The 22,784-nt window shown below is 71.1% G+C and carries 21 protein-coding genes; 11 read left to right on the top strand and 10 right to left on the bottom strand.

Annotated elements, in window-relative coordinates; genetic code table 11:
• Positions 1-78: 78 nt before the first annotated feature.
• Complete coding sequence (locus tag ACLZOT_RS45770) at positions 79-834, top strand: ABC transporter permease (RefSeq protein WP_416975197.1); 756 nt, start codon at positions 79-81, stop codon at positions 832-834.
• Positions 835-839: 5 nt separating this feature from the next.
• Here ACLZOT_RS45770 and ACLZOT_RS45765 read toward each other — a convergent pair whose 3' ends face one another.
• The gene (locus tag ACLZOT_RS45765; RefSeq protein WP_416975196.1) at positions 840-2,249 is read right to left on the bottom strand and encodes a glutamate decarboxylase; all 1,410 of its coding nucleotides are present in this window, start codon (positions 2,247-2,249) and stop codon (positions 840-842) included.
• A gap of 131 nt (positions 2,250-2,380) precedes the next feature.
• Here ACLZOT_RS45765 and ACLZOT_RS45760 point away from each other — a divergent pair, with 131 nt between their 5' ends.
• On the top strand, positions 2,381-3,142 hold the full coding sequence (locus ACLZOT_RS45760) for a MerR family transcriptional regulator (protein WP_416975195.1): 762 nt from the start codon (positions 2,381-2,383) through the stop codon (positions 3,140-3,142).
• Between the two features lie 9 nt (positions 3,143-3,151).
• Here ACLZOT_RS45760 and ACLZOT_RS45755 read toward each other — a convergent pair whose 3' ends face one another.
• Positions 3,152-3,517 (bottom strand): YbjQ family protein, encoded by a 366-nt coding sequence (locus ACLZOT_RS45755; RefSeq protein ID WP_055721940.1) that lies wholly within the window; start codon positions 3,515-3,517, stop codon positions 3,152-3,154.
• A 149-nt stretch (positions 3,518-3,666) separates the two neighbouring features.
• Between ACLZOT_RS45755 and ACLZOT_RS45750 the strand changes: the two genes are divergently transcribed.
• The gene (locus tag ACLZOT_RS45750; RefSeq protein ID WP_416975194.1) at positions 3,667-4,545 is read left to right on the top strand and encodes a DedA family protein; all 879 of its coding nucleotides are present in this window, start codon (positions 3,667-3,669) and stop codon (positions 4,543-4,545) included.
• A 4-nt stretch (positions 4,546-4,549) separates the two neighbouring features.
• On the opposite strand, the gene ACLZOT_RS45745 is transcribed toward ACLZOT_RS45750, so the two are convergent.
• Together ACLZOT_RS45745 and ACLZOT_RS45740 are read right to left on the bottom strand one after the other, a co-directional pair.
• On the bottom strand, positions 4,550-6,205 hold the full coding sequence (locus ACLZOT_RS45745) for a threonine/serine exporter family protein (RefSeq protein ID WP_416975193.1): 1,656 nt from the start codon (positions 6,203-6,205) through the stop codon (positions 4,550-4,552).
• A gap of 116 nt (positions 6,206-6,321) precedes the next feature.
• On the bottom strand, positions 6,322-6,813 hold the full coding sequence (locus ACLZOT_RS45740) for an inorganic diphosphatase (protein WP_010351438.1): 492 nt from the start codon (positions 6,811-6,813) through the stop codon (positions 6,322-6,324).
• Between the two features lie 79 nt (positions 6,814-6,892).
• Here ACLZOT_RS45740 and dacB point away from each other — a divergent pair, with 79 nt between their 5' ends.
• From dacB to folE, 6 genes are all read left to right on the top strand, one after another.
• The gene (gene dacB / locus ACLZOT_RS45735) at positions 6,893-8,644 is read left to right on the top strand and encodes a D-alanyl-D-alanine carboxypeptidase/D-alanyl-D-alanine-endopeptidase (RefSeq protein ID WP_416975192.1); all 1,752 of its coding nucleotides are present in this window, start codon (positions 6,893-6,895) and stop codon (positions 8,642-8,644) included.
• Positions 8,645-8,719: 75 nt separating this feature from the next.
• Positions 8,720-9,847, top strand: coding sequence for a zinc-dependent metalloprotease (locus ACLZOT_RS45730; protein ID WP_416975191.1), 1,128 nt, complete (start codon positions 8,720-8,722; stop codon positions 9,845-9,847).
• Between the two features lie 163 nt (positions 9,848-10,010).
• Entirely contained in the window at positions 10,011-11,018 is a 1,008-nt protein-coding gene (gene tilS / locus ACLZOT_RS45725; RefSeq protein WP_416975190.1) for a tRNA lysidine(34) synthetase TilS, read from the top strand.
• Between the two features lie 79 nt (positions 11,019-11,097).
• The gene (gene hpt / locus ACLZOT_RS45720) at positions 11,098-11,658 is read left to right on the top strand and encodes a hypoxanthine phosphoribosyltransferase (RefSeq protein WP_381618474.1); all 561 of its coding nucleotides are present in this window, start codon (positions 11,098-11,100) and stop codon (positions 11,656-11,658) included.
• Positions 11,659-11,843: 185 nt separating this feature from the next.
• Positions 11,844-13,880 (top strand): ATP-dependent zinc metalloprotease FtsH, encoded by a 2,037-nt coding sequence (gene ftsH, locus ACLZOT_RS45715; RefSeq protein ID WP_416975200.1) that lies wholly within the window; start codon positions 11,844-11,846, stop codon positions 13,878-13,880.
• Between the two features lie 136 nt (positions 13,881-14,016).
• On the top strand, positions 14,017-14,622 hold the full coding sequence (folE, locus tag ACLZOT_RS45710) for a GTP cyclohydrolase I FolE (RefSeq protein ID WP_416975189.1): 606 nt from the start codon (positions 14,017-14,019) through the stop codon (positions 14,620-14,622).
• 65 nt (positions 14,623-14,687) lie between these two features.
• On the opposite strand, the gene ACLZOT_RS45705 is transcribed toward folE, so the two are convergent.
• From ACLZOT_RS45705 to ACLZOT_RS45680, 6 genes are all read right to left on the bottom strand, one after another.
• The gene (locus ACLZOT_RS45705; RefSeq protein ID WP_416975188.1) at positions 14,688-15,179 is read right to left on the bottom strand and encodes a DUF3180 domain-containing protein; all 492 of its coding nucleotides are present in this window, start codon (positions 15,177-15,179) and stop codon (positions 14,688-14,690) included.
• Positions 15,180-15,250: 71 nt separating this feature from the next.
• Entirely contained in the window at positions 15,251-15,847 is a 597-nt protein-coding gene (gene folK / locus ACLZOT_RS45700; protein WP_416975187.1) for a 2-amino-4-hydroxy-6-hydroxymethyldihydropteridine diphosphokinase, read from the bottom strand.
• Positions 15,844-16,203, bottom strand: coding sequence for a dihydroneopterin aldolase (gene folB / locus ACLZOT_RS45695; RefSeq protein ID WP_010351447.1), 360 nt, complete (start codon positions 16,201-16,203; stop codon positions 15,844-15,846). Before folB ends, folK begins: the two co-directional genes overlap by 4 nt.
• Before the next feature lie 264 nt (positions 16,204-16,467).
• On the bottom strand, positions 16,468-16,977 hold the full coding sequence (locus ACLZOT_RS45690) for a nuclear transport factor 2 family protein (protein WP_416975186.1): 510 nt from the start codon (positions 16,975-16,977) through the stop codon (positions 16,468-16,470).
• Positions 16,974-17,852, bottom strand: coding sequence for a dihydropteroate synthase (gene folP, locus ACLZOT_RS45685; protein WP_416975185.1), 879 nt, complete (start codon positions 17,850-17,852; stop codon positions 16,974-16,976). Before folP ends, ACLZOT_RS45690 begins: the two co-directional genes overlap by 4 nt.
• A 202-nt stretch (positions 17,853-18,054) precedes the next feature.
• On the bottom strand, positions 18,055-19,863 hold the full coding sequence (locus ACLZOT_RS45680) for a phosphatidylglycerol lysyltransferase domain-containing protein (RefSeq protein ID WP_416975184.1): 1,809 nt from the start codon (positions 19,861-19,863) through the stop codon (positions 18,055-18,057).
• Between the two features lie 236 nt (positions 19,864-20,099).
• Between ACLZOT_RS45680 and ACLZOT_RS45675 the strand changes: the two genes are divergently transcribed.
• Entirely contained in the window at positions 20,100-21,215 is a 1,116-nt protein-coding gene (locus ACLZOT_RS45675; RefSeq protein WP_416975183.1) for an alpha/beta hydrolase, read from the top strand.
• 209 nt (positions 21,216-21,424) lie between these two features.
• Positions 21,425-22,735: a hypothetical protein gene (locus ACLZOT_RS45670; protein WP_416975182.1), complete on the top strand. Its 1,311-nt coding sequence runs from the start codon at positions 21,425-21,427 to the stop codon at positions 22,733-22,735.
• Positions 22,736-22,784: the final 49 nt, after the last annotated feature.

Below are 22,784 nucleotides of genomic sequence, written 5' to 3'. Positions count from 1 at the left end.
CATGAAAACCATCCCTGCCCCACCCGCGCAGTCCCAGAGTCGCGAACTCACGGGACGCACTCAAGAAGGTAGGGCCGTATGACCCACGCCCTCACCGACTCCTGGACCATGACCCGCCGCGAACTCGCCCACTGGGCGCGGCAACCCGGGCGCCTGGTCGTCGGGTTCCTCTTTCCCGTGATGCTGCTGCTGATGTTCGGCTACCTCATGGGCGGCGGGCGCGGGGTGAGCGGTGAGTACCTCGACTACCTCCTGCCCGGCATGCTCGCCCTGACCATGGTGTTCGGCCTGGAGAACACGATGGTCGCGGTGACGCGGGACCTCGACAAGGGCGTCATCGACCGCTTCCGCTCGCTCCCGATGGCGGACGGCGCGGTCCTGGTCGGCCGCGCCTGCGCGGACATGCTCGGCTCGACGATCGGCCTGCTGACCCTGATGGCCGCCGGTCTCGCCCTGGGCTGGCGCCCCGACACGGACGCCCCCTCCTTCCTCGCCGCCCTCTCCCTCCTGCTCCTCCTGCGCTTCGCGATGCTCTGGATCGGCATCCACCTGGCCCTGATCGCCGGCAAGCCGGAGTTGGTCCAGACGGTCCAGATCCTGGTCTGGCCGATCGGCTTCCTCTCCAACGCCCTGGCCGCCCCGGAGGCGATGCCGGGCTGGCTGGGCACGGCGGTCGACTGGAACCCCCTGTCCCAGACGGCGACGGCGGTACGGGACCTGTACGGGGTGCCGGGCGCGGAGGCGACGCACCTGTGGACGGCGGTGGCATGGCCACTGGGGTTGCTGGCGGTGTTCTTCCCGCTGGCAGTGCGGAGGTTCGGCCGCATGAGGTAGGCCCGTCAATGGTGGAACCCGGTCGCCGCGTCCTTGTCCCGCGTCAGCGGATGCGGCTGCCTGCGCAGCTCCGGCACCAAGCTGCTCAGGTCCTCGAAGAACAGCTCCGCGAGGTCCTGGGAGAACCCGTTCCGGCAGACGACCCGCAGCACGGACAGGTCCTCCCGGTTGGCCGGAAACGTGTACGCCGGCACCAGCCACCCTCTCTCCCGCAGCCGCCGGGACACGTCGAAGACGTCGTACGACGTGACGTGCTCGGCGGTCGTGAAGGCGAACACCGGCAGTTCGTCCCCGCGCGTGAGGAGCCGGAAGTCGTCCAGGGACTCGATCCGCCCGGCGAGCCCCTGGGCGACGTCCCTCGTGGACTGCTGGACGGCCCGGTACCCGTCCCTCCCGAGCCGCAGGAACGAGTAGTACTGGCCGACGACCTGCGCCCCCGGCCGGGAGAAGTTCAGCGCGAACGTCGGCATGTCGCCCCCGAGGTAGTTGACCCGGAACACCAGCTCCTCCGGCAACGCCTCCTTGTCCCGCCACAGCGCCCACCCCACCCCCGGATACACCAGCCCGTACTTGTGCCCGGACGTGTTGATCGACGCCACCCGGGGCAGCCGGAAGTCCCACACCAGCTCCTCGTCGAGGAACGGCGCGACCATCCCGCCCGACGCCGCGTCGACATGCACCGGCACATCGAGCCCGGTCCGCTCCTGGAGCGCGTCCAGCGCCGCGCACAGCTCGGCGATCGGCTCGTACGACCCGTCGAACGTGGACCCCAGGATGCCCACGACCCCGATCGTGTTCTCGTCGCACAACTCCGCGGCGGCCCGCGGATCGAGATGGAACCGGTCCCCCTCCATGGGCACCTGCCGTGCCTCCACCTCCCAGAAGTTGCAGAACTTCTCCCAGCAGACCTGGACGTTCACCCCCATGACAAGGTTGGGCCGCGCGGCCCCCGGGTACCGGCCGGCGTTGCGCGCGGCCCACCGGCGCTTGAGCGCCATCCCCGCGAGCATGCACGCCTCGCTCGACCCGGTCGTCGAACACCCCACCGCCGCCGAGGGATCCGGCGCGTTCCACAGATCCGCCAGCATCGCCACGCACCGCCGCTCCAGCTCGGCCGTGCGCGGGTACTCGTCCTTGTCGATCATGTTCTTGTCACGGCACTCGGCCATCAGCACACCGGCCTGCGACTCCATCCACGTCGTCACGAACGTGGCGAGATTCAGCCGTGAGTTCCCGTCCAGCATCAGCTCGTCGTGCACCAGCTGATACGCGGTCGACGGCGCCATCGGCCCCTCGGCGAGCCGGTGCTTGGGCGGCGCCTGGCTCATCCCGCCCACCGGATCGGCCTCCCCGAAGAACGGGTTCACCGACAACGCCCGCTCCTCGTGCTTCCTCGGCCCCTCGTGCAACGCCATGTCCGCCTCCTGCCTGCTCGTCTGCTCTGTGAACGTTCACCACGATTGCCCGGTTCCCGAAAAGCGACTTGAACCTCACGCAACGTGAGGAGCCACAGTGGAACGCGACCGAGAACAGACAGGAGCCGGACGTGACGTACTCCGTGGGACAGGTGGCCGAGTTCGCCGGCATCACCGTCCGCACCCTCCACCACTACGACGCGATCGGCCTCCTCCCCGCGACCGACCGCACCCCGACCGGCCACCGCCGCTACACGGAAGCCGACCTGGACCGCCTCCAGCGCCTCCTGTTCTACAGAGAACTCGGCTTCCCCCTGGACGAGATCGCCACGCTCCTGGACGACCCCGAAACGGACCCCGCGGAGCACCTCCGCCGCCAACGGGACCTCCTCGACGTCCGCATCACCCGGCTCCAGAAAATGGCCGCCGCGGTCCGACAAGCCCTGGAGGCACGCACGATGGGAATCAACCTCACCCCGCAGGAACGTTTCGAGGTCTTCGGCGACAAGGACCCCGACCAGTACGCCGACGAGGCGGCCGAACGCTGGGGCGGCACGGACACGTACGCGGAGAGCGCCCGCCGCACCGCCGCCTACACGAAGGCGGACTGGCAGCGCCTGAAGGCGGAGGCGGACGACTGGGAGTCCCGCTACACGTCCCTGCTGGCGGCCGGCACGCCCCCGCAGAGCGACGAGGCGGTGTCCCTCGCGGAGGAACACCGCCTGCACATCACCAGGTGGTACTTCGACTGCCCGCACGAGCTGCACACGTGCTTCGCGGACATGTACGTCTCGGACGAACGCTTCAAGGCGTACTACGACGGGATGGCCGAGGGCCTGGCCGAACACCTGAGGGCGGCGATCAGGGAGAACGCCGCCCGGCACGTGTCCTAGCCGCGCACCTCACTCGCGCGCGAGCACCACCGCCGTCCCGTACGCGCAGACCTCCGTCCCGACGTCCGCCGCCTCGGTCACGTCGAAGCGGAACGCGAGCACGGCGTTCGCCCCGCGCGCGTGTGCCTGTTCGATGAGTCGCTGCATCGCCTCGTTCCGGGTCTCGACGAGCGTTTTCGTCAGCCCTTTCAGTTCGCCGCCGATCAGCGACTTCAGGCCCGCCCCGATCTGGCTGCCGAGATGCCGGGAGCGGACCGTGAGGCCGAACACCTCCCCGATCACCTGATCCACCCGATATCCGGGCACATCGTTCGTGGTCACGACCAGTACGTCCGGCTGGGGTCCCTGCCCGCCGCCGTAGTCCTCGATACTCATGTCCACAGCTTTGCCCCAGCGCGCGCACAGTGCATCCTGGGTACCCGCCTGGAACCTGGCCGCAGGCGGCTGCGTTGATACGTTGGGGACCGCGGTCCCGTCACCAGCCCCCGCCAGCTTCGTACCCTCACAGCAGGAGCCACATCCCCGTGATCACGCTCGCTCTCGGCCCCGAGTGGCTCAGCCCGGACTATCTGATCGAGACGTTCGCCCTGCCGGGCATCCTGCTGATCGTCTTCGCGGAGTCGGGCCTGTTCGCCTTCCTCCCGGGCGACTCCCTGCTGTTCACGGCGGGCCTGTTCGTGGCCCAGGGGAAGTACATCGACCAGCCCCTGTGGCTGGTGTGCACGCTGATCGTGGCGGCAGCGATCATCGGTGACCAGGTCGGCTACATGATCGGCAAGTTCCTCGGCCCGAAACTCTTCAACCGCCCGAACTCCAAGCTCTTCAAGAAGGAGAACCTGGACAAGGCGCACGAGTTCATGGAGAAGTACGGCCCGAAGGCGATCGTCCTGGCCCGCTTCGTGCCGATCGTGCGCACGTTCGCGCCGATCGTCGCCGGCGCCGGCCGCATGAAGTACCGCACGTTCCTGTCGTACAACATCATCGGCGGCATCGCCTGGGGCACGGGCGTCACCCTGGCCGGCTACTGGCTGGGCCAGATCGAGTTCATCCGCACGAACGTCGAGTCGATCCTCATCCTGATCGTCCTCCTGTCGGTCGTCCCGATCATCATCGAGTTCCTGCGCGAGCGCTCGAAGAAGAAGCGCGAGGCGGCCCGACAGCCCGCGCAGCAGCCGCAGTTCCAGGCCCCGCAGCAGCAGATGGACGACGCGACGACCCAACTGCGCCGCATCCCGCAGGCGGACGCCCCGCAGCAGCAGCCGTACGACAACGGGAACGGCCAGTACTACGGCGGTCAGCAGCAGTACAGCGGCGGCCACTACGACAACAACCAGCAGCAGTACCCGTACGGCCAGCAGGGCCAGCAGCAGGGCTACTCGCAGAACGGCTACCCGCAGGGCTGACCGGTCAGAACCCGCGCGTGCGCTTCGCGGACTTCCGCTTCTCCACGGACACGCGCAGGAACAGCCGCGAGATCTCCGACCCGAGGTTGACCCCGATGGCGATCGCCATCGCCAGCGCCGCCGCCTTCGACAGCCCCACCAGCCCGCGATCCACGTCGTGCTGTGCGATGGACAGCAGCCCGAAGTAGGTCGCGGAGCCCGGCAGCAGGGGCCCGATGGCGGCGGTCGTGTACGGCAGGGCCGACGTGAACCGGTAGCGCGCGAGGAGCTGTCCGAAGAGGCCCACCAGCCCCGCAGCGGCCGCTGTGGAGACCACCGCCGACAGATGCCCGGCGTGCTGCATCGCCCCGTACACGCACCACGCGACACCCCCGTTGAGCGTCGCCGCCAGCACCGTCGACCGCTCCTGCTGGAGCAGCACCGCGAAGGTCAGCGACAGCATCATCGCCGCGCCGATCTGCCACCCGGGCCGGTCGGCGGTGACGAGCGCGGCGTCGGGGTTGAGCCGGGCCCCCAGTTTGACGCCGACGTAGAGCACGGCGAGCACCCCGACGACGATGCCGACGAAGAAGTACAGGACCTCCAGCAGACGCGCTGCGGCGGTGATGTAGAACCCGGTGAGCCCGTCCTGCACGCCCGCGACGAGCGCGCGCCCGGGCAGCAGCGCGAACAGCCCGCCGGTGATGACGGCGGACGCGGCGACGTCCACGCGCGCGAGCGTGAGGGCGACGCCGATCGCCGCGGGCGGCAGCGCGGCGACGAGGAACTGGTAGAACTCCGGCAGCCCCCGCCCGGCCAGCAGCCAGGCCAGCCGGTCCCCGAGGACGGCCCCGATCGCGGCGGCCACGAACACCAGCGCGTCACCCCCGACGAGCACCGACGCGGCCCCGGCGAGCAGCCCGCTCGCGGAGGTCAGCACCCAGGTCGGGTACGGGTGCCGGTTGCGGCGTATCTCCGCGAGGCGCCTGTACGCCTCCTCCAGGCTCAGATGGGTCTCGGGGTCACTGAGGTCCCCGACGAGCCGGAAAACGGCGGAGAGACGCGTGTAGTCGGTTCCCCGGCGCCGTACGATCCGCGTCGCGGTCACCGGATCCTCGACGAGCGAGGGCTGATACGAGATCGAGACGAGCGTGAAGGTGACGTTCGGCTCGCACCGGTCGAGCCCGTACGACCGGCAGACCGCGAACATCGCGGCCTCGACGTCCTCCGCGCCCTCCCCGCCCGCGAGCAGCAGCTCGCCGATACGCAGGGTGAGGTCCAGCACGCGCGGGACGGCCGGTCCGACGTCGTCCGAGGCCTTCGGCGGCGTCTCCGGCGCGGGCCGCTCGGTCACCGGCATGCGCAGCATCGTGCGCATCCGGTCCTGCCAGGGAGCGTCCTTGACGAGGCTGACGAGGGGCGTCCCGGCGGCCGGGGTGAACGCGGGCGGCGCGTCCTGCGCGCTGTAGACGCGCGGTGTGCTGAACGCCGAGCCCTCCGGCTCACCGGGCGGCTGCGGGGCGTCCAGACCCGCCGGGACGGCGAACTCCGACGTCGTCTCCGACTCGCTCGCTCTGGGCGCGTCGAGCCCCACCGGGAGCGCGAACTCGGAGGTGATCTCCGGGTCGTACGCACTGCGCGCCTCGTCCGGCCGCGGCTTGCGGTCCACCGACTCCGACACTGAGAAACGCTCCCTGGAACGACACCTTCCGTCTCGGCCTCAGTATGCGCACAGACAAGCGGAAGGGCCGCACGCGTACGCACGCGTGCGGCCCTTCACCACGAGTCCCGGGGTGCTCAGTGGCCGCCCTCGTCCTGGAAGCGCTTGTAGGACCGCTCGATCTCGGCCTCGGCCTCGGTACGGCCGACCCAGTCGGCGCCCTCGACGGACTTGCCGGGCTCCAGGTCCTTGTAGACCTCGAAGAAGTGCTGGATCTCCAGGCGGTCGAACTCCGACACGTGGTGGATGTCACGCAGGTGCTCCACGCGCGGGTCGGTCGCCGGGACACACAGCAGCTTGTCGTCGCCGCCGGCCTCGTCCGTCATGCGGAACATGCCGATGGCGCGGCACTTGATGAGGCAGCCCGGGAACGTGGGCTCGTCCAGGATGACGAGGGCGTCCAACGGGTCGCCGTCCTCGCCGAGGGTGTTCTCGACGAATCCGTAGTCGGTCGGGTACGCGGTCGAGGTGAAGAGTCGACGGTCCAGGCGGATCCGACCGGTCTCGTGGTCCACCTCGTACTTGTTGCGCGAACCCTTCGGGATCTCGATCGTGACGTCGAACTCCACCGGTGGCTCCTCCATGATCAGCACATACTTCGGGTGGTTAAGTGTCCCTCACGCCGATGTGTGATCGCGAAAGGGGCTGGTGATCGTGCCGGAGCCGAGACCGTGGCAGGCCGCGCGCCCGCGTCTGAAGCAGGTCGCGGACGCCGTACGGCCCCGTCTCGGCAAGGCGGTCGAGAGGGTACGCCCGCCGCTGGCCAAGGCGGTGGGCACGGTCCGTTCCCCGCTCGCCAAGGCCGCCGGGACCGTACGTCCGCCGCTGGCCAGGGCGGCCGCGGCGGTGCGGCCCGGGCTCGCCAGGGCCGCCGACGCCGCGAAGCCGGTCGCCCGGGCCGTCTCCCCGCACGCCGTGAAGCTCGGGAAGGCCGTCCGGCCGCGGCTCGCGAAGGCCGCCGAGGTGTCGCCGAGGCGGACCCTGCGGTACACCGCCGGCGCGGCCGGTGCCGGGCTGGCGCTGGCCGTGGGCGCGGCGACGGTCGCGGGCCCGTGGGACTCCAGCGGCCAGCGTACGGCCGAGCGCGAACGGGCGGTCGCCCTCAGTGGTGCGGATCACGGACGCGGCCCGGCCGGGTCCGCCGGTACGTCGCCCCAGGCGCCGAAACCCGCCCCGAGCGCCCTCTCCGTCCTCGCGGGCCTCGGGAGCACCTCCGGGACCGCCAAGGCCCCCGCGCCCGCCACAGGGGCCCTCACGGCCCTTCTCGGCCCCCTCCTGTCCGACCCGGCCCTCGTCCGCCGCACCGCCTCGGTCGTCGACGTGTCCACCGGCAAGGTCCTGTACGGCTCCGGCGCGGGCACCGCCCTCACCCCCGCCTCCACCACCAAGATCGCCACCGCCGTCGCCGCGCTCTCCGCGATGGGCCCCGACCACCGCCTCGTCACCCGCGCGGCCCTCGAACCCGACACACGGGAACTCGTCCTCGTCGGCGGCGGCGACCCCACGCTCACCGCCCGCGCGGACCCGCAGGGCTGGGCCGACCTGCGCGCCCTCGCGAAGTCCACGGCCACCGCCCTCAAGAAGCGCGGCCTCACCGACGTCACCCTGTCCTACGACACGACCCTCTACGCCGGCTCCGACCTCCACCCCATCGGCAAGAACGGCAATCTCGCGCGCGTGGTCGCCCTCATGGCCGACGAGGGCCGCCCCGACGACTCGACCCGGGGCGACGTGGAACGGGTACCGGACCCGGCGGCGGACGCGACGACCAAGTTCGCGGCGTTCCTGGAGACCGAGGGGATCCGTACGAAGGCACCGGGGCCCTCGAAAGCGACGTCCCGCGCGCAGACGCTCGCCACGGTCAGCTCCCCGCCCCTGTCCACGCTGGTCGAGCGCATGCTCACCAACAGCGACAACGACATCGCCGAGGCCCTGGCCCGCCACACCGCCCTGGCCACCGGAGTCCGCCCCGACTTCGCGGGCGCGGGACAGGCGATCACGGCCCGGCTGACGGAGCTGAAGCTCCCCATGGCAGGCGTTTCGATCAAGGACGGAAGCGGCCTCGACCGGAACGACCGCCTCACCCCGGCCCTCCTGACCTCCCTCCTGGTCGCCTCGGCGAACCCCGCCCACCCCGGCCTGCGCCCCGTCCTCACGGGCCTCCCGGTCGCCGGCTTCACCGGCACCCTGAGCACCCGCTACACGAACGCCGCGGCGGGCGTGGTCCGCGCCAAGACCGGCACCCTGACCGGCGTGAACGCCCTGGCGGGAACGGTCGTCGACCGGGAGGGCCGCCAACTGGCCTTCGCGTTCCTGGCCTCCGGCACGACCAGCCCGGACGCGGCCCAGGCGGCCCTGGACCGGGCGGCGTCGGCGCTGGCCGCCTGCGGCTGCGGCTGAGCACCCGCCCGCCCGCACCCGCCCGCCGCGTCCACGCCCTGCCCGTTGTCGGACCGCTCACGTACGGTTGACGGCATGACGAGCATCGGTGCTTCTTCCGGGATGGTCGACTGGAATCTCGCGGTGGCGACCGCGACGCGACTCGTGCGTCCCGGCCCGGAGGTGAGCCGGGACGAAGCGCGGAAGATCGTCGCGGAACTGCGGCGGTACGCGAAGGCGTCGGAGGGCCACGTCCGGGGATTCACCCGGATGGGGACGGAGGACGTGCACGACACCCCCGTCCTGGTGGTGGACCGCCCCGGCTGGGTGAAGGCGAACGTCGCCGGCTTCCGGGAGGTCCTGCGCCCGCTGCTCGACAAGATGCAGGAGCGCAGGGGCAGTTCACCGGGCGGCGCGGTCCTGGGCGCGGTCGGCGGCAAGGTGACCGGCGTCGAACTGGGCATGCTGCTGTCGTTCCTGTCGTCGCGGGTCCTGGGCCAGTACGAGACCTTCGCCCCCGCGACGAGGGACCTCCCGGCCGGCTCCAACGGCGGCGGCAGGCTTCTGCTGGTCGCCCCGAACATCGTCCACGTGGAACGCGAACTGGACGTGGACCCGCACGACTTCAGGCTCTGGGTGTGCCTGCACGAGGAGACGCACCGCACCCAGTTCTCGGCGGTCCCCTGGCTGCGGGACCACCTGGAGGGCGAGATCCAGTCGTTCCTGGGCGAGACGGACGTCGACCCGTCGACGTTCCTGGAGCGCATCCGGGAGGCCGCGCAGTCGCTCGCGGGGGGCCGCCCCGAGGGCGAGGAGGACGACGGCGGACGCTCGCTGGTGGAACTGGTGCAGACGCCCGCCCAGCGGGAGATCCTGGCCCGGCTGACGGCGGTGATGTCACTCCTGGAGGGGCACGCCGACTTCGTGATGGACGGCGTGGGCCCCGAGGTCGTCCCGACCGTCGCCGAGATCCGCGAGAAGTTCCAGCAGCGCCGGGCGAAGGGCGCCTCCCGCCTGGACATCGCGCTGCGCAGGCTGCTCGGGCTGGACGCCAAGATGAAGCAGTACCGCGACGGCGAGCGCTTCGTGCGCGCGGTCGTCGACCAGGTCGGCATGGACGGCTTCAACCGCGTGTGGACGTCCCCGAACACGCTCCCCACGAAGGCGGAGATCGCGAAACCGACGGACTGGGTCGCGCGCGTGCACCGGAAGGCCGATATGTGAGCCGACGGCAGGGAAACGCCGTAGCAATCACCCGTCCGAGGGACCGTGAGCCACCGGAAGGCGTGCAATGCTCGGGGAACGGCCCGGTTCTGTCACCATCTACACACTCTGAGTGACATGGCTCGGGTGCACCCCCCCGAAAACTTCATGAAGGGAACCGGACATGGGTCCCCATCCTGCGGTCGCGGCGATACGCCTGGCGGTCCGCCGCGTCCTCCACGACATCCTGAACGAGAACGACCACCCCGCGCCCCCCGCCCCACCGCTGGTCCTGGTGGCCTGCTCCGGCGGCGCCGACTCCATGGCGCTCGCCTCGGCCCTCTCCTTCGAAGCCCCCCGCCTCGGCCTGCGCGCGGGCGGCGTCACCGTCGACCACGGCCTGCAGACCGGCTCCGCCGAACGCGCGCGCGAGGTCGTCTCCCGGCTGCGTGAACTCGGCCTCGACCCCGTCGAGTCGGCCACCGTGACGGTCGGCCGCGAGGGCGGCCCGGAAGCCGCCGCCCGCGACGCCCGCTACGCCGCCCTGGACGACGCCGCCGTACGCCACGGCGCCTCGGCCGTCCTCCTCGGGCACACCCGCGACGACCAGGCCGAGACGGTCCTGCTGGGGCTCGCGCGCGGCTCCGGGATCCGCTCCCTGTCGGGCATGGCCGCGGTCTCGGGGGCCGGCGGCCGTTACCGGCGCCCCTTCCTCCAGCTCGACCGGCAGACCGCGCGCAAGGCGTGCATGGTGCAGTCGCTGCCCGTCTGGGACGACCCGCACAACGCCGACCCCGCCTACACGCGCTCGCGCCTGCGCCACGAGGGCCTGCCCGCGCTGGAGAAGGCCCTCGGCAAAGGCGTCGTCGAGGCGCTCGCCCGCACCGCCCAGCTCTCCCGGGACGACGCCGACGCCCTCGACACCTGGGCCCGCCAGGCCGAGGCGTCCGTACGGGACGCGGCGGGCCTCCTGGAGTGCGCCAAGCTCTACGCCCTGCCACCCGCCGTACGCCGCCGCATCCTGCGCACCGCGGCCATCGAGGCGGGCGCCCCGGCCGGCTCCCTGTTCGCCCGGCACATCGAGGAGATCGACCGGCTCATCACCGGCTGGCGCGGCCAGAAGGCCATCAACCTGCCCGGCAAGGTCGTCGCCCAGCGGCAGGGTGGCAGACTGGTCATCCGGCAGGGCTGAACCCCGGCCGCCCCCCCCAGGGGGCACCGGGACAGACTCCGCCGGCGAGCCGGACATGCGGGACGACCGACCGAAAGTGATGCGGGTGGACGCGAAAGATATGGGTGCCGACCTCCAGCAGGTGCTCATCACCAAAGAAGAGATCGACGCCAAGCTCGTCGAGCTGGCCGCGAAGATCGACGCGGAGTACGCGGGCAAGGACCTGCTCATCGTCGGCGTCCTCAAGGGCGCCGTGATGGTCATGGCCGACCTCGCGCGCGCGCTGTCCACCCCCGTCACGATGGACTGGATGGCGGTGTCCTCGTACGGCGCGGGCACCCAGTCCTCCGGCGTCGTACGGATCCTCAAGGACCTCGACACCGACATCAAGGGCCGGCACGTCCTCATCGTCGAGGACATCATCGACTCCGGCCTCACCCTGTCGTGGCTGCTGTCCAACCTCGGCTCGCGCGAGCCCGAGACGCTGAAGGTGTGCACCCTGCTGCGCAAGCCCGACGCGGCCAAGGTCGCCATCGACGTCGAGTGGGTCGGCTTCGACATCCCGAACGAGTTCGTCGTCGGATACGGCCTGGACTACGCGGAGAAGTACCGCAACCTGCCGTTCGTCGGTACGCTCGCGCCGCACGTCTACGGCGGCTGAGAAACCCGTACGGCGGGAATACGGCGCGGTCGGGAACCCCGGCGGGATTCGCGCCGTTGGAGCATGCAGACGGCACTGCCGGGTCCTGAGTGCGGCTGTGGCCGCCCAGGCTGGGGTACCGTCGGAAGAACTGTCTTATCAAACTCACTATGGCAGGAGGGACGGGGCGGCACCGCTCCGTGTGGATGGACGTGAAGCGATACTTCCGTGGGCCGGTCATGTGGATCGTGCTGGCCGTCCTTGCCGTGGTCGTGTTGATGCAGGTCGTCGGCTCGTCCGGCGGCTACAAGACGGTGGACACCGGCCAGGTCGTCCAGGCGATCAACGACAACAAGGTCGAGTCGGCCAAGATCACCACCGGTGACGAGCAGACCATCAAGGTCACGCTCAAGTCCGGCGAGAAGATCAAGGGCAGCTCGAAGATCCAGGCGAGCTACATCGGCGACCAGGGCGTGACCATCGCCGGCACGCTACAGAGCAAGTACCAGGACAAGCAGATCCCCGACGGGTACACCGTCTCGCCGACCAAGCAGAACGCGTTCGTCGGCATCCTGCTCTCCCTGCTCCCCTTCGTCCTCATCGTCGTCGTGTTCCTGTTCCTGATGAATCAGATGCAGGGCGGCGGCTCCCGGGTGATGAACTTCGGCAAGTCGAAGGCGAAGCTCATCACCAAGGACACCCCGAAGACGACGTTCGCGGACGTCGCGGGGTGCGACGAGGCGGTCGAGGAACTGCACGAGATCAAGGAGTTCCTCCAGGAGCCGGCCAAGTTCCAGGCGGTCGGCGCCAAGATCCCCAAGGGCGTGCTCCTCTACGGCCGTCCCGGCACCGGCAAGACGCTCCTCGCGCGCGCCGTCGCCGGCGAGGCGGGCGTCCCCTTCTACTCGATCTCGGGTTCCGACTTCGTCGAGATGTTCGTCGGCGTCGGCGCCTCCCGGGTCCGTGACCTCTTCGAGCAGGCCAAGGCGAACGCCCCGGCGATCGTCTTCGTCGACGAGATCGACGCGGTCGGCCGCCACCGCGGCGCCGGCCTCGGCGGCGGTCACGACGAGCGCGAGCAGACGCTCAACCAGCTGCTCGTCGAGATGGACGGCTTCGACGTCAAGGGCGGCGTGATCCTCATCGCCGCGACGAACCGGCCCGACATCCTCGACCCGGCGCTCCTGCGCCCGGGCCGCTTCGACCGGCAGATCGCGGTCGACCCGCCGGACCTCCAGGGCCGTCTGGAGATCCTCAAGGTCCACCAGAAGGGCAAGCCGGTCGCGCCCGACGTCGACCTCGCGGCGGTCGCCCGCCGCACCCCGGGCTTCACCGGCGCGGACCTGAGCAACGTCCTCAACGAGGCCGCCCTGCTCACCGCCCGCAGCGACAAGAAGCTCATCGACAACAGCATGCTCGACGAGGCGATCGACCGTGTGGTCGCGGGCCCGCAGAAGCGGACCCGGATCATGTCGGACAAGGAGAAGAAGATCACCGCGTACCACGAGGGCGGACACGCCCTGGTCGCGGCGGCTTCCCCGAACTCCGACCCCGTCCACAAGATCACCATCCTGTCCCGCGGGCGTGCCCTCGGCTACACGATGGTGCTCCCGGACGAGGACAAGTACTCGACCACCCGTAACGAGATGCTCGACCAGCTCGCCTACATGCTGGGCGGCCGGGCGGCCGAGGAACTGGTCTTCCACGACCCGACCACGGGCGCCTCGAACGACATCGAGAAGGCCACGGCCACGGCCCGCGCGATGGTCACCCAGTACGGCATGACCGAGCGGCTCGGCGCCATCAAGTTCGGCGGCGACAACAGCGAGCCCTTCCTCGGCCGTGAGATGTCCCACCAGCGCGACTACTCGGAAGAGGTCGCCGCCCTGGTGGACGAAGAGGTCAAGAAACTGATCGAGAACGCGCATAACGAAGCCTGGGAAATCCTGGTGGAGAACCGCGACGTCCTCGACAACCTCGTTCTCGCGCTGCTGGAGAAGGAGACGCTCGGCAAGGAGGAGATCGCCGAGATCTTCTCCGCGATCCACAAGCGGCCCGCGCGGCCCGCGTGGACCGGCTCCTCCCGCCGTACCCCGTCGACCCGTCCGCCGGTGCTCTCCCCCAAGGAGCTCGCCCTGACGAACGGCGCCAACGGCTCCTCGGCCGCGGCGATCACAGCCAAGGCCACGGTCGCCGAACCCGCCCCGGCGGTCGAGGCCCCCGAGGACCGCACGGACGGCTGACGCTGGGCCCGAAATGGATGCCGCTCCCCCCAGGATCTAGCCTGGGGGGAGCGGCGTTTTCCGTGCCGCAGGGCCGAGGCCCGCAGCTCAGGCGCGTGACCCACACGCGCGACCCGCACAGGAACGAGGCAGCCACATGACCGACCCCGTGACGCTGGACGGCGAGGGCACCATCGGCGAGTTCGACGAGAAACGCGCCGAGAACGCCGTACGCGAACTCCTCATCGCGGTCGGCGAGGACCCGGACCGGGAGGGGCTGAAGGAGACGCCGGGGCGGGTGGCGCGGGCTTACCGGGAGCTTCTGGCCGGCCTGTGGCAGAAGCCCGAGGACGTGCTGACGACGACGTTCGACCTGGGGCACGACGAGATGGTCCTGGTGAAGGACATCGAGATCGTCTCCCTGTGCGAGCATCATCTGCTGCCGTTCCACGGCGTGGCCCACGTCGGATACATCCCGGCGGAGACCGGCAAGATCACCGGTCTGTCGAAACTGGCCCGCCTCGTCGAGGTGTTCGCCCGCCGTCCCCAGGTGCAGGAACGACTCACCACCCAGGTGGCCGACTCCCTCGTGCGGATTCTCGATGCGAGGGGGGCGATCGTCGTCATCGAGGCCGAGCACATGTGCATGTCGGTGCGGGGCATCCGGAAGCCGGGTGCCAAGACCACGACGTCGGCGGTGCGCGGCCAACTCCGGGACGCCACGACCCGTGCCGAGGCGATGAGCCTGATACTGGGACGCTGAGCCGGTCGTCAGTGACGGCTGCGCCTGGACTCAGGCGCACGAGGTGCGCCAACCCCGGTGATGCCTCAGGCCGCCGACGGCTGGCCGTTGCCGTTCGTGTGGTCGTCGTCCTCCGGGAGGCGGCAGACGCGTTCCAGGAAGATGGCGGCCCCTATGACGGCGAGGCCCGCGAGGACCGAGAAGCCGGCGTAGATGGCCTGGTCGCGGCGGGCCGGGATGTCGAGGGACTCCAGGAGGAAGACGCCCACGCCGCCGTAGATGCCGGCGACGAGGGCGGTGACCAGGGCGCTCGCCTGGCCGAAGACGACCGCACGGGCGGCCATCATGGGGTCGACGCCCTTGGCGCCGGGGCGGCGCTCGCGCTGGGCCCTGAGGCGGGCGCGCAGGGAGAGCGCGGTGGCCAGCAGGACGGCCGCGATCAGGGCCAGCACGATGGGGGCGGCCAACGGGACGCTGGGCAGGGTCCCGAGCGAGTTCCAGAGGCGGGCGCCCGCCCAGGACAGGATCGCGGCGACGGCGAACACGCCGGCCAGCACCCTGATGCGCAGCTCTCTCACGGTGTCCCTTCGGCTCCCCCGGGGTCCGCGGGAGCCTCCCGCGGACACAGTGTCGTCACCGACCTTAACGACTACGCGGGCAGGTGGAGTTCCAGGTCCGCCCGGGGGACGACACCTTCCCGGCCGACCTCGCCGAGCAGCTCCGCGACCGCGCCGCGGCCGGGCAGTTTGGCGTCCGGATCGACGTCGTACCAGGGAGCCAGGACGAACGCCCGCTCGTGCGCGCGCGGGTGCGGGAGGGTCAGCTTCGGGTCGTCGTCCACGACGTCCGCGTACGTCACGATGTCGACGTCCAGCGTGCGCGCGCCCCAGCGCTCCGCGCGCACCCGGTCGAACGCCTCCTCCACCGCGTGCGCCCGCTCCAGGAGGGACGACGGGGGGAGCGTCGTCTTCAGGACGACCACCGCGTTGAAGTACGACGGCTGGCTCGCCGGGTCGACGCCCCAGGGCTCCGTCTCGTACACCGGCGACACGGCCTTGATCCGGACGCCCGGGGTGTCCTCCAGGGCGTCCACGGCGCCCTGCAGGGTCTCCAGGCGGTTGCCCAGGTTGGAGCCCAGGGACAGGACGGCCCACTGGGGGTTGTGCAGCGTCGTGTCGGCGGCGTCGACCTTCTCGACGACGGACGCGGGCACCGGCTGGACGGTCGGGTCGGCGGGCGGCCTCATGCTCGGCTCCGGGTGATCGTGACGGTCACGTCGTCGAAGGGGACGGTGATCGGGGCGTCCGGCTTGTGGACGCGGACCTCGACCTCCTCGACCCCGTCGTGCTTCAGGCAGGTCTGCGCGATGCGCTCGGCGAGCGTCTCGATGAGGTTGACCGGCTCGCCCTCGACGACGGCCACGACCTCCTCGGCCACGATGCCGTAGTGCACGGTCTTCGCCAGGTCGTCGTCGGCCGCGGCCGGGCGGGTGTCCAGGCCCAGCACGAGGTCCACGACGAAGGTCTGGCCCTCCTCGCGTTCCTTGGGGAACACCCCGTGGTGCCCGCGGGCCTTCAGGCCGCTGAGCGCGACACGATCCACGCGAATCACTCCTGCAAGTCGTCGGTCGGCGGACGGCCGCCGCCCTGGTGGGGCGGCACACCGGCCTCGGATTTCGAATCTACCCGCGAGCACTGACAGCGCCGGTCCGCGGTTCTCGCGGGGCCGGTCCGGGGTCAGGGGAGCGCTGCGTCGACTCCCTTGGCGGACCCGGCCGCTGACGGGTCGGTAGCCGCCCCTACCCACGGGTTCGTGATTCCAACCACTTCTTGCTCCCTGTGGGGGGCGTGCGGGGGCGGATCCCGGTCAGGACGCCGGCTCGTCGTCCTCATCGGCCGGGTCGTCGTTCTCCGCGAGCACCGGGGAGGCGTGGTGGGACCAGAGCTTCCAGCCGTCCGGAGTGCGGCGGAACACGTTCGTCGCGACGACGACCTGCCCCACCAGCGGGCCCAGCTCCTCCCCGGCGGCCGGTGCGGGACCGCCGGAGAGGATGTTCTCCGAGCACGTCACCAGGGCCGTGTCCCCGGTCACCGACACGTGCACGTCGGTCAGGAAGAACTGGATGTAGTCCGTGTTCGCCATGATCAGCGCGTACGACCGCAGCACCTCGCCCCGGCCGGTCAGCACCGGCCACCCCGGGTGCACGCAGGACACCACCCCGGCATCCGCGGGGTCGTGGTACTCCTCGTCGACCCCCAGGTCGGACGGGGTCAGCCACAGCGCCGACACCCCCTCGAAGTCGCCGCGCTCCAGCGCCTCGTAGAACGCCGTGTTGGCGGCCTCGACCTGCTCGACGTCGGTGTGAGGAGCGCTCACCGGTCTCCTTCCGTGTGTCCGCTGCGGGCACCCTCGACGGCGCGCGCGACGCGTACGGCGTCCGCGGTGGCCCTCACCTCGTGGACGCGCACCGCCCACGCGCCCGCCTGCGCGGCCAGCGCGGAGACCGCCGCCGTCGCCGCGTCGCGCTCGCGCGCGGGGGGCGGGGCGCCCTCGGGGCCGGCCAGGACGCGGCCCAGGAAACGCTTGCGGGAGGCGGCGACCAGCAGGGGATGGCCGAGGGCGTGCAGGCGGTCCAGGTGGGCCAGGAGCGTCAGGTCGTGGCCGGCCTCCTTCGAGAAGCCGAGGCCCGGGTCGACGACGATCCGGTCCGGCGCGACGCCGCCCGCGAGGACGGCCTCCACGCGCGCGTGCAGTTCGTCCATGACCTCCGCCACCACGTCCTCGTACTCCCCGTGGATCGTCGCGCCCTCCAGGAAACCGCGCCAGTGCATGACGACGAAGGGGGCGCCGGACGCCGCGAGCACCGGGATCATCGCCGGGTCGGCGAGGCCGCCGCTCACGTCGTTCACCAGGGCCGCGCCCGCGGCGAGCGCCTTCTCGGCGACCGACGCGCGCATCGTGTCCACGGAGACCACGACGCCCTCGGAGGCCAGCCCCCGCACCACCGGCACCACCCGGCGCAGCTCCTCGTCCTCGTCCACCCTGCGCGCGCCGGGGCGCGTCGACTCGCCGCCGACGTCCACCAGGTCCGCGCCCTCGGCGACCAGGTCCAGGCCGCGCTTCACGCCGGCCGTCGTGTCGAACCAGCGGCCGCCGTCGGAGAAGGAGTCCGGGGTGACGTTCACGACCCCCATCACCGCGCATCGGTCCCATTCGGGGAGGCCGGTGACGCGCCCGCGTTGGTTGCTCATGCGTTCAGCGTAGGCCCCGGGGGGAGAGGGGGGTGTCGGTCGGGGTGGGGGCGGGGGCGTCGGGACGTACCTGTTTCGTCGTATCGACGGTACGGCTGCGTCGCGACGGCACCGTCTCGTCGTAACGCGAAACGGGGGCGTCGCGACGAAACCGTATCGTCGTGACGCCCCCGTAGCGTCGGTACCGTTCCGTCGCGTCGTCCTACGCGGCCCGCACGTCCCGCTCCGACACGTGTGTGCAGGGGCGGGCGGGTGTGGGGGTGCGGCGCAGGAAGCGGGGGAGGGGGATGGCGAGGTCGACGAAGCCTTCGGCCTGCATGGCGGCGATGCCGATGCGGGGGAGGTCGGCGGAGTTGCGGTAGACGACGAAGCGGGGTTCCCAGCGGGGCTGGAACTTGGCGTTGAACTTGTAGAGGGACTCGATCTGGAACCAGCGGGAGAGGAAGACGAGCAGTCCGCGCCAGGCGCGCAGGACGGGTCCGGCGCCGATCTTCTCCCCGCGCGCGAGCGCAGAGCGGAACATGGCGAAGTTCAGGGAGACGCGGGTGATGCCGAATTTGGGGGCGGCCTGGAGGGCGGCGACGATGAGGAGTTCGTTCATGCCGGGGTCGGCGGAGCGGTCGCGCCGCATGAGGTCGAGGGAGGCTCCGTCCTGGCCCCAGGGGACGAAGTGGAGGATGGCTTTGAGGTCGCCGTAGGCGTCGGTGGGGTCGTCGGCCTTGTGGGCGGTGGCGATGAGGCAGTCGCCGTCGGCGGGGTCGCCGATGCGTCCGAGGGCCATGGAGAAGCCGCGTTCGGTGCTGGTGCCGCGCCAGTCGTCGGCGGCGCGGCGGATGCGGTCGAGTTCGGGGGTGCTGAGGTCACGGATGCGTCGGACGCGGGTCTCGTAGCCGGCGCGTTCGATGCGTTTGACCATCTGGCGGACGTTGCGCATCGCGCGGCCGGCGAGGGAGAAATCCGCGACGTCGACCACCGCCTCGTCGCCGAGTTCGAGGGCGTCGAGGCCGGTCTCGCGGGTCCACACCTCGCCGCCGGTCTCGGAGCAGCCCATGACGGCGGGGGTCCAGGAGTGGGCCTTGGCCTCGTCCATGAAGCGTTCGATGGCGCCGGGCCAGGCTTCGACGTCGCCGATGGGGTCGCCGCTGGCGAGCATGACGCCGGAGACGACGCGGTAGGTGACGGCGGCCTTGCCGCTGGGGGAGAAGACGACGGCCTTGTCGCGGCGCAGCGCGAAGTGGCCCAGGGAGTCGCGGCGGCCGTGCTTGTCCAGCAGCGCGCGCAGCTTCGTCTCGTCCTCCTCGGTGAGCTGGGCTGCCGGGTGCTCGGGGCGGAAGGCGAGGTAGATCGTGGTGAGCGCGGTGACCCAGCCCAGCGCGCCCAGGGAGAACGCGACGGTCCAGGAGGTGTTGCCGGCGTAGTCCACGGGGCCCTCGAAGCCGAACAGGCCGTACACCACGTGCGTCAGCCGGTCGGCCACGCTCGGGTCGCCGACCATCCGCTCGGAGTGGACGCTGACGATGACCATGCCCAGAGCCAGGGAGCCCGCGCCCATGAGGATGAAGTTGGCCAGCGCCCGCCAGCGGCTGCGCGGATCCGGCAGCGCGTCGAACTGGTCGCGGTAGACGATCAGCGCCACCAGGAGCGCGACCGAGATGATCACACCCACGGGGGAGTGCCGGTACGTGAACTGCGCCGCCGCCCCCGCCGGGAGCAGCGCCACCGCCGCCCGCCACGCCCGCCGCTTGCCGCGCTTCAGGCCGTGCGCGAGCAGCAGGAGCAGGATGCCCGCGCTGAGCGAGAGGGCCGCCGCGAACGGGCCGAAGGACCCCGGCAGCACCTCCGCGAGGGTGTGCATACGGCTGTGGCGGAACCGCGGGAACACACCCGCGGCGACGTCCAGAAGTCCTACGACGGCACACGCTCTGCCGACGAGAACCGGCACGGACTCGGGGCGCGGACCGCGCAGCACGCGCCGTACACGACTCGATCGGATCGGAACCCCGCCCGACATTTCCCCATCTTCCCTGACAGACATCGCATCCCGTAGTTCCGCGAGTGACCTTGATCCCGGTGCCGTGATTGGCCGAACCGGCGACATTGCGCCCTCTAGGACGGTGTCTCGGGGAGAGAGGTTCACTCACATCCCCAAAGCGGCTCCAAAGGTCAGGGAAAGACCGGGACAAGCCCTCGCGAAGGAAGTGCGCAAGCGCGGGCGCCCGTCGAGGAAAGCGCAGGCAGGAACGCCCTATGGGTCTCACGAGCAACAAGGTGCTGGTGCTGGCGATCACATGCGCCGCACTGCTGTTCATCGGCACGGTCTGGCTGTGGCCACGACTGGCGCGGCGCGGTGTCGCGCCGGTCGCCGGGCGTGTCGGCCTGCTGCTCGCCACCCAGGTGGCACTGTTCGCGGCGGTGGGCCTCGCGGCCAACCAGGCGTTCGGCTTCTACGCCAGCTGGGCGGACCTCTTCGGCCAGGAGAACGGCCAGGGCGTGGTCGTCGACCACGCCGCCGCCGGCGGAGCCGCGAGCGCCCTCAAGGTCCTCGACGAACAGCGCGTGGAGGGCCCCGGGGGAAGCCCACAGGCGCGCGGGCAGATACAGAAGGTCTCCATAGTCGGCCGTACGACGCACATCGCGTCGCCCGCGTACGTGTACCTGCCGCCGGAGTACTTCCAGCCGCAGCACCGTACGCGCGCGTTCCCGGCGTCGATCGTCCTCACGGGGTACCCGGGTACGGCGCAGGCGCTCGTCGACAAGCTGGACTTCCCGCGCACCGCGCGGGACCTCGCCAGGGACGGGAAGATGCAGCCGATGATCCTGGTGATGCTGCGGCCCACGGTGGCGCCCCCGCGCGACACGGAGTGCGTCGACGTCCCACGCGGGCCCCAGACGGAGTCGTTCTTCGCGAAGGACCTGCCCGTCGCGATCGGCTCGCACTACCGGGTCGCGAAGAAGTGGGGCGTGATCGGGGACTCCACGGGCGGGTACTGCGCCTTGAAGCTCGCGATGCACCACCCCGGGGTGTTCGGCGCGGGCGCGGGCCTCTCGCCGTACTACAAGGCGCCGATCGACCCCACCACGGGCGACCTGTTCCAGGGGAACGAGACGCTGAAGAACGAGGCGGATCTGAGATGGTTCCTCAAACACCGTCCCGCGCCGGACACTTCACTGCTCGTCACCAGCAGCAAGGAGGGCGAGACGAACTACAAGTCGACTCTGAAGTTCATCGATCTGGTGAAGGCGACGAACCGTACGCGCATCTCGTCGATCATCCTCGACAGCGGCGGACACAACTTCAACACATGGCGGCGAGAGATTCCGGCCACCCTTCAGTGGGTCAGTGAGCGCCTTCCGCAAGCGTGAACCCCGCGCGCGGGAGGGCCATCGGCCCACGCGGGAGGGGCGAAGAGGCCCCGGTGACGCACTCCGACCAGAAATGATCTTGGTTTTTGCCCGTCGCTCGGACCGCTCCGGCCGGAATTCCTTTTCCCCGCCCTGCGAAGGTTTCGGGATGGCTGTGTTTTTACGGGGCGGGGCGCCAACGCTCCCCTACGCGCGGTAAGTTTCTGGCCATGCCACGTGGACGTCACCGCCATTCACCGCCTTTGCACAGGCTGCTGCCCCCGTCGGCGATCGCAGGCGTCTCCCTCGTCTGCGCGTTCGGGCCCTGGTTGTTCTCGGATACGGGCGTACTGCGCGTGATAGCCGCGTTCGCCGCCGCGGTCGCGATCGTCGGCGCGGCCGTCCTGCGCCGCTGGGACGCGCAGGCCGGCAAGACGGTCGCCGACCTCTCGCGCGCGCGGGTGAGCGACGAGTGGCGGTACGAGGAGCGGGTCGCCGAGCTGGAGACCGACCTGGAGGAGTCCCGCGAGCTGCGCGGCAAGCTCGAACAGCGCCTGCGCGCGAAGCGGACCGAGCTGGCGGGGCTGCGCAACGAACACGCCGCGCTGCTGCGGCGGTACGCGACCGCGGAGACCGAGCGGGCCAGCGCGCTGGAGGGCCGTCGGCGGCTGGAGCTGGAGACGGCCGCCACGCCGGAATCCCCCGCCGAGACCGAGACGGCCGGCACCGAGGCCGAGGTGTCCGCCGAGGCCCCCGTCGAGGCGTCGCTCCCGGGGCTGTTCTCGCCCGAGGGCTCCAAGCTGTTCCTGCGGGCCGCCCAGGCGCTCAGCAGCCTGGAGAAGCCGGAAGCCGTCAAGGCGGGCGCCGCCAAGAAGGCTGCCGTCGAGGCGGGTTCCCCCGAGAAGGGCTCCCCGAAGAGCCGTACGGCCGACGTGCCGTCCGCATCGCGCGAGCCGGCGAAGAGCGACGCCTCGCCGGACGGCGGCTCGCCCGAGGGGGACGGCCCCGAAGGCGGCACGCCCGCGACGGAGGACGAGGGCGAGGGGAAGCCCGAGGCGGCCGACGCGCAGGCGCACGCGGTCGCCGCCGAGACCCCGCAGCAGCCCGCCGACTCCCTCGAACCCGCCCACGCCCTGGAACCCGCGCACGCGACGGGCATCCTGCGGCAGACCGCCGGCTCCGGCGCGATCGTCCCCCGCCCCGCCGCCCCCGTGCAGCGGGCCGCCGGACACTTCGCGGTCCCGACCGCCGTCGCCGTCGTCCCGGCCGCCGAGCCCGTACGGCGCTCCGCGATCGAGGGCGGGTTCGACTTCTTCGGCACGAAGCAGGACACCGAGCCCGGCGCCCTCGAAGCGGTCCAGAACGAGGACCTCGCCGACGTCGTGGGCCAGGAGGCCCTCGCCCTCCACAAGGCCGAGTCCGAGGCGGAGTTCAAGCCCGCCGACGCGTCGTCCCGGGGCGTCGGCCAGGTCATCGACCTCACGTCCCACGACGAGACCGAACAGCTCGACCTCCAGGGCCTGCGCAGCGCGGCGTACTGACGCCGCCGGAGCACGACGGGGGCTGTACGGCCGTGAACCCCACGGCCGT

It is taken from the genome of Streptomyces sp. 4F14 (assembly GCF_048159485.1).
In the GTDB taxonomy this organism is placed as follows: domain Bacteria; phylum Actinomycetota; class Actinomycetes; order Streptomycetales; family Streptomycetaceae; genus Streptomyces.
The sequence above is the reverse complement of the archived record's forward strand: the minus strand, read 5'-3'. Positions and strand labels throughout refer to the sequence as shown.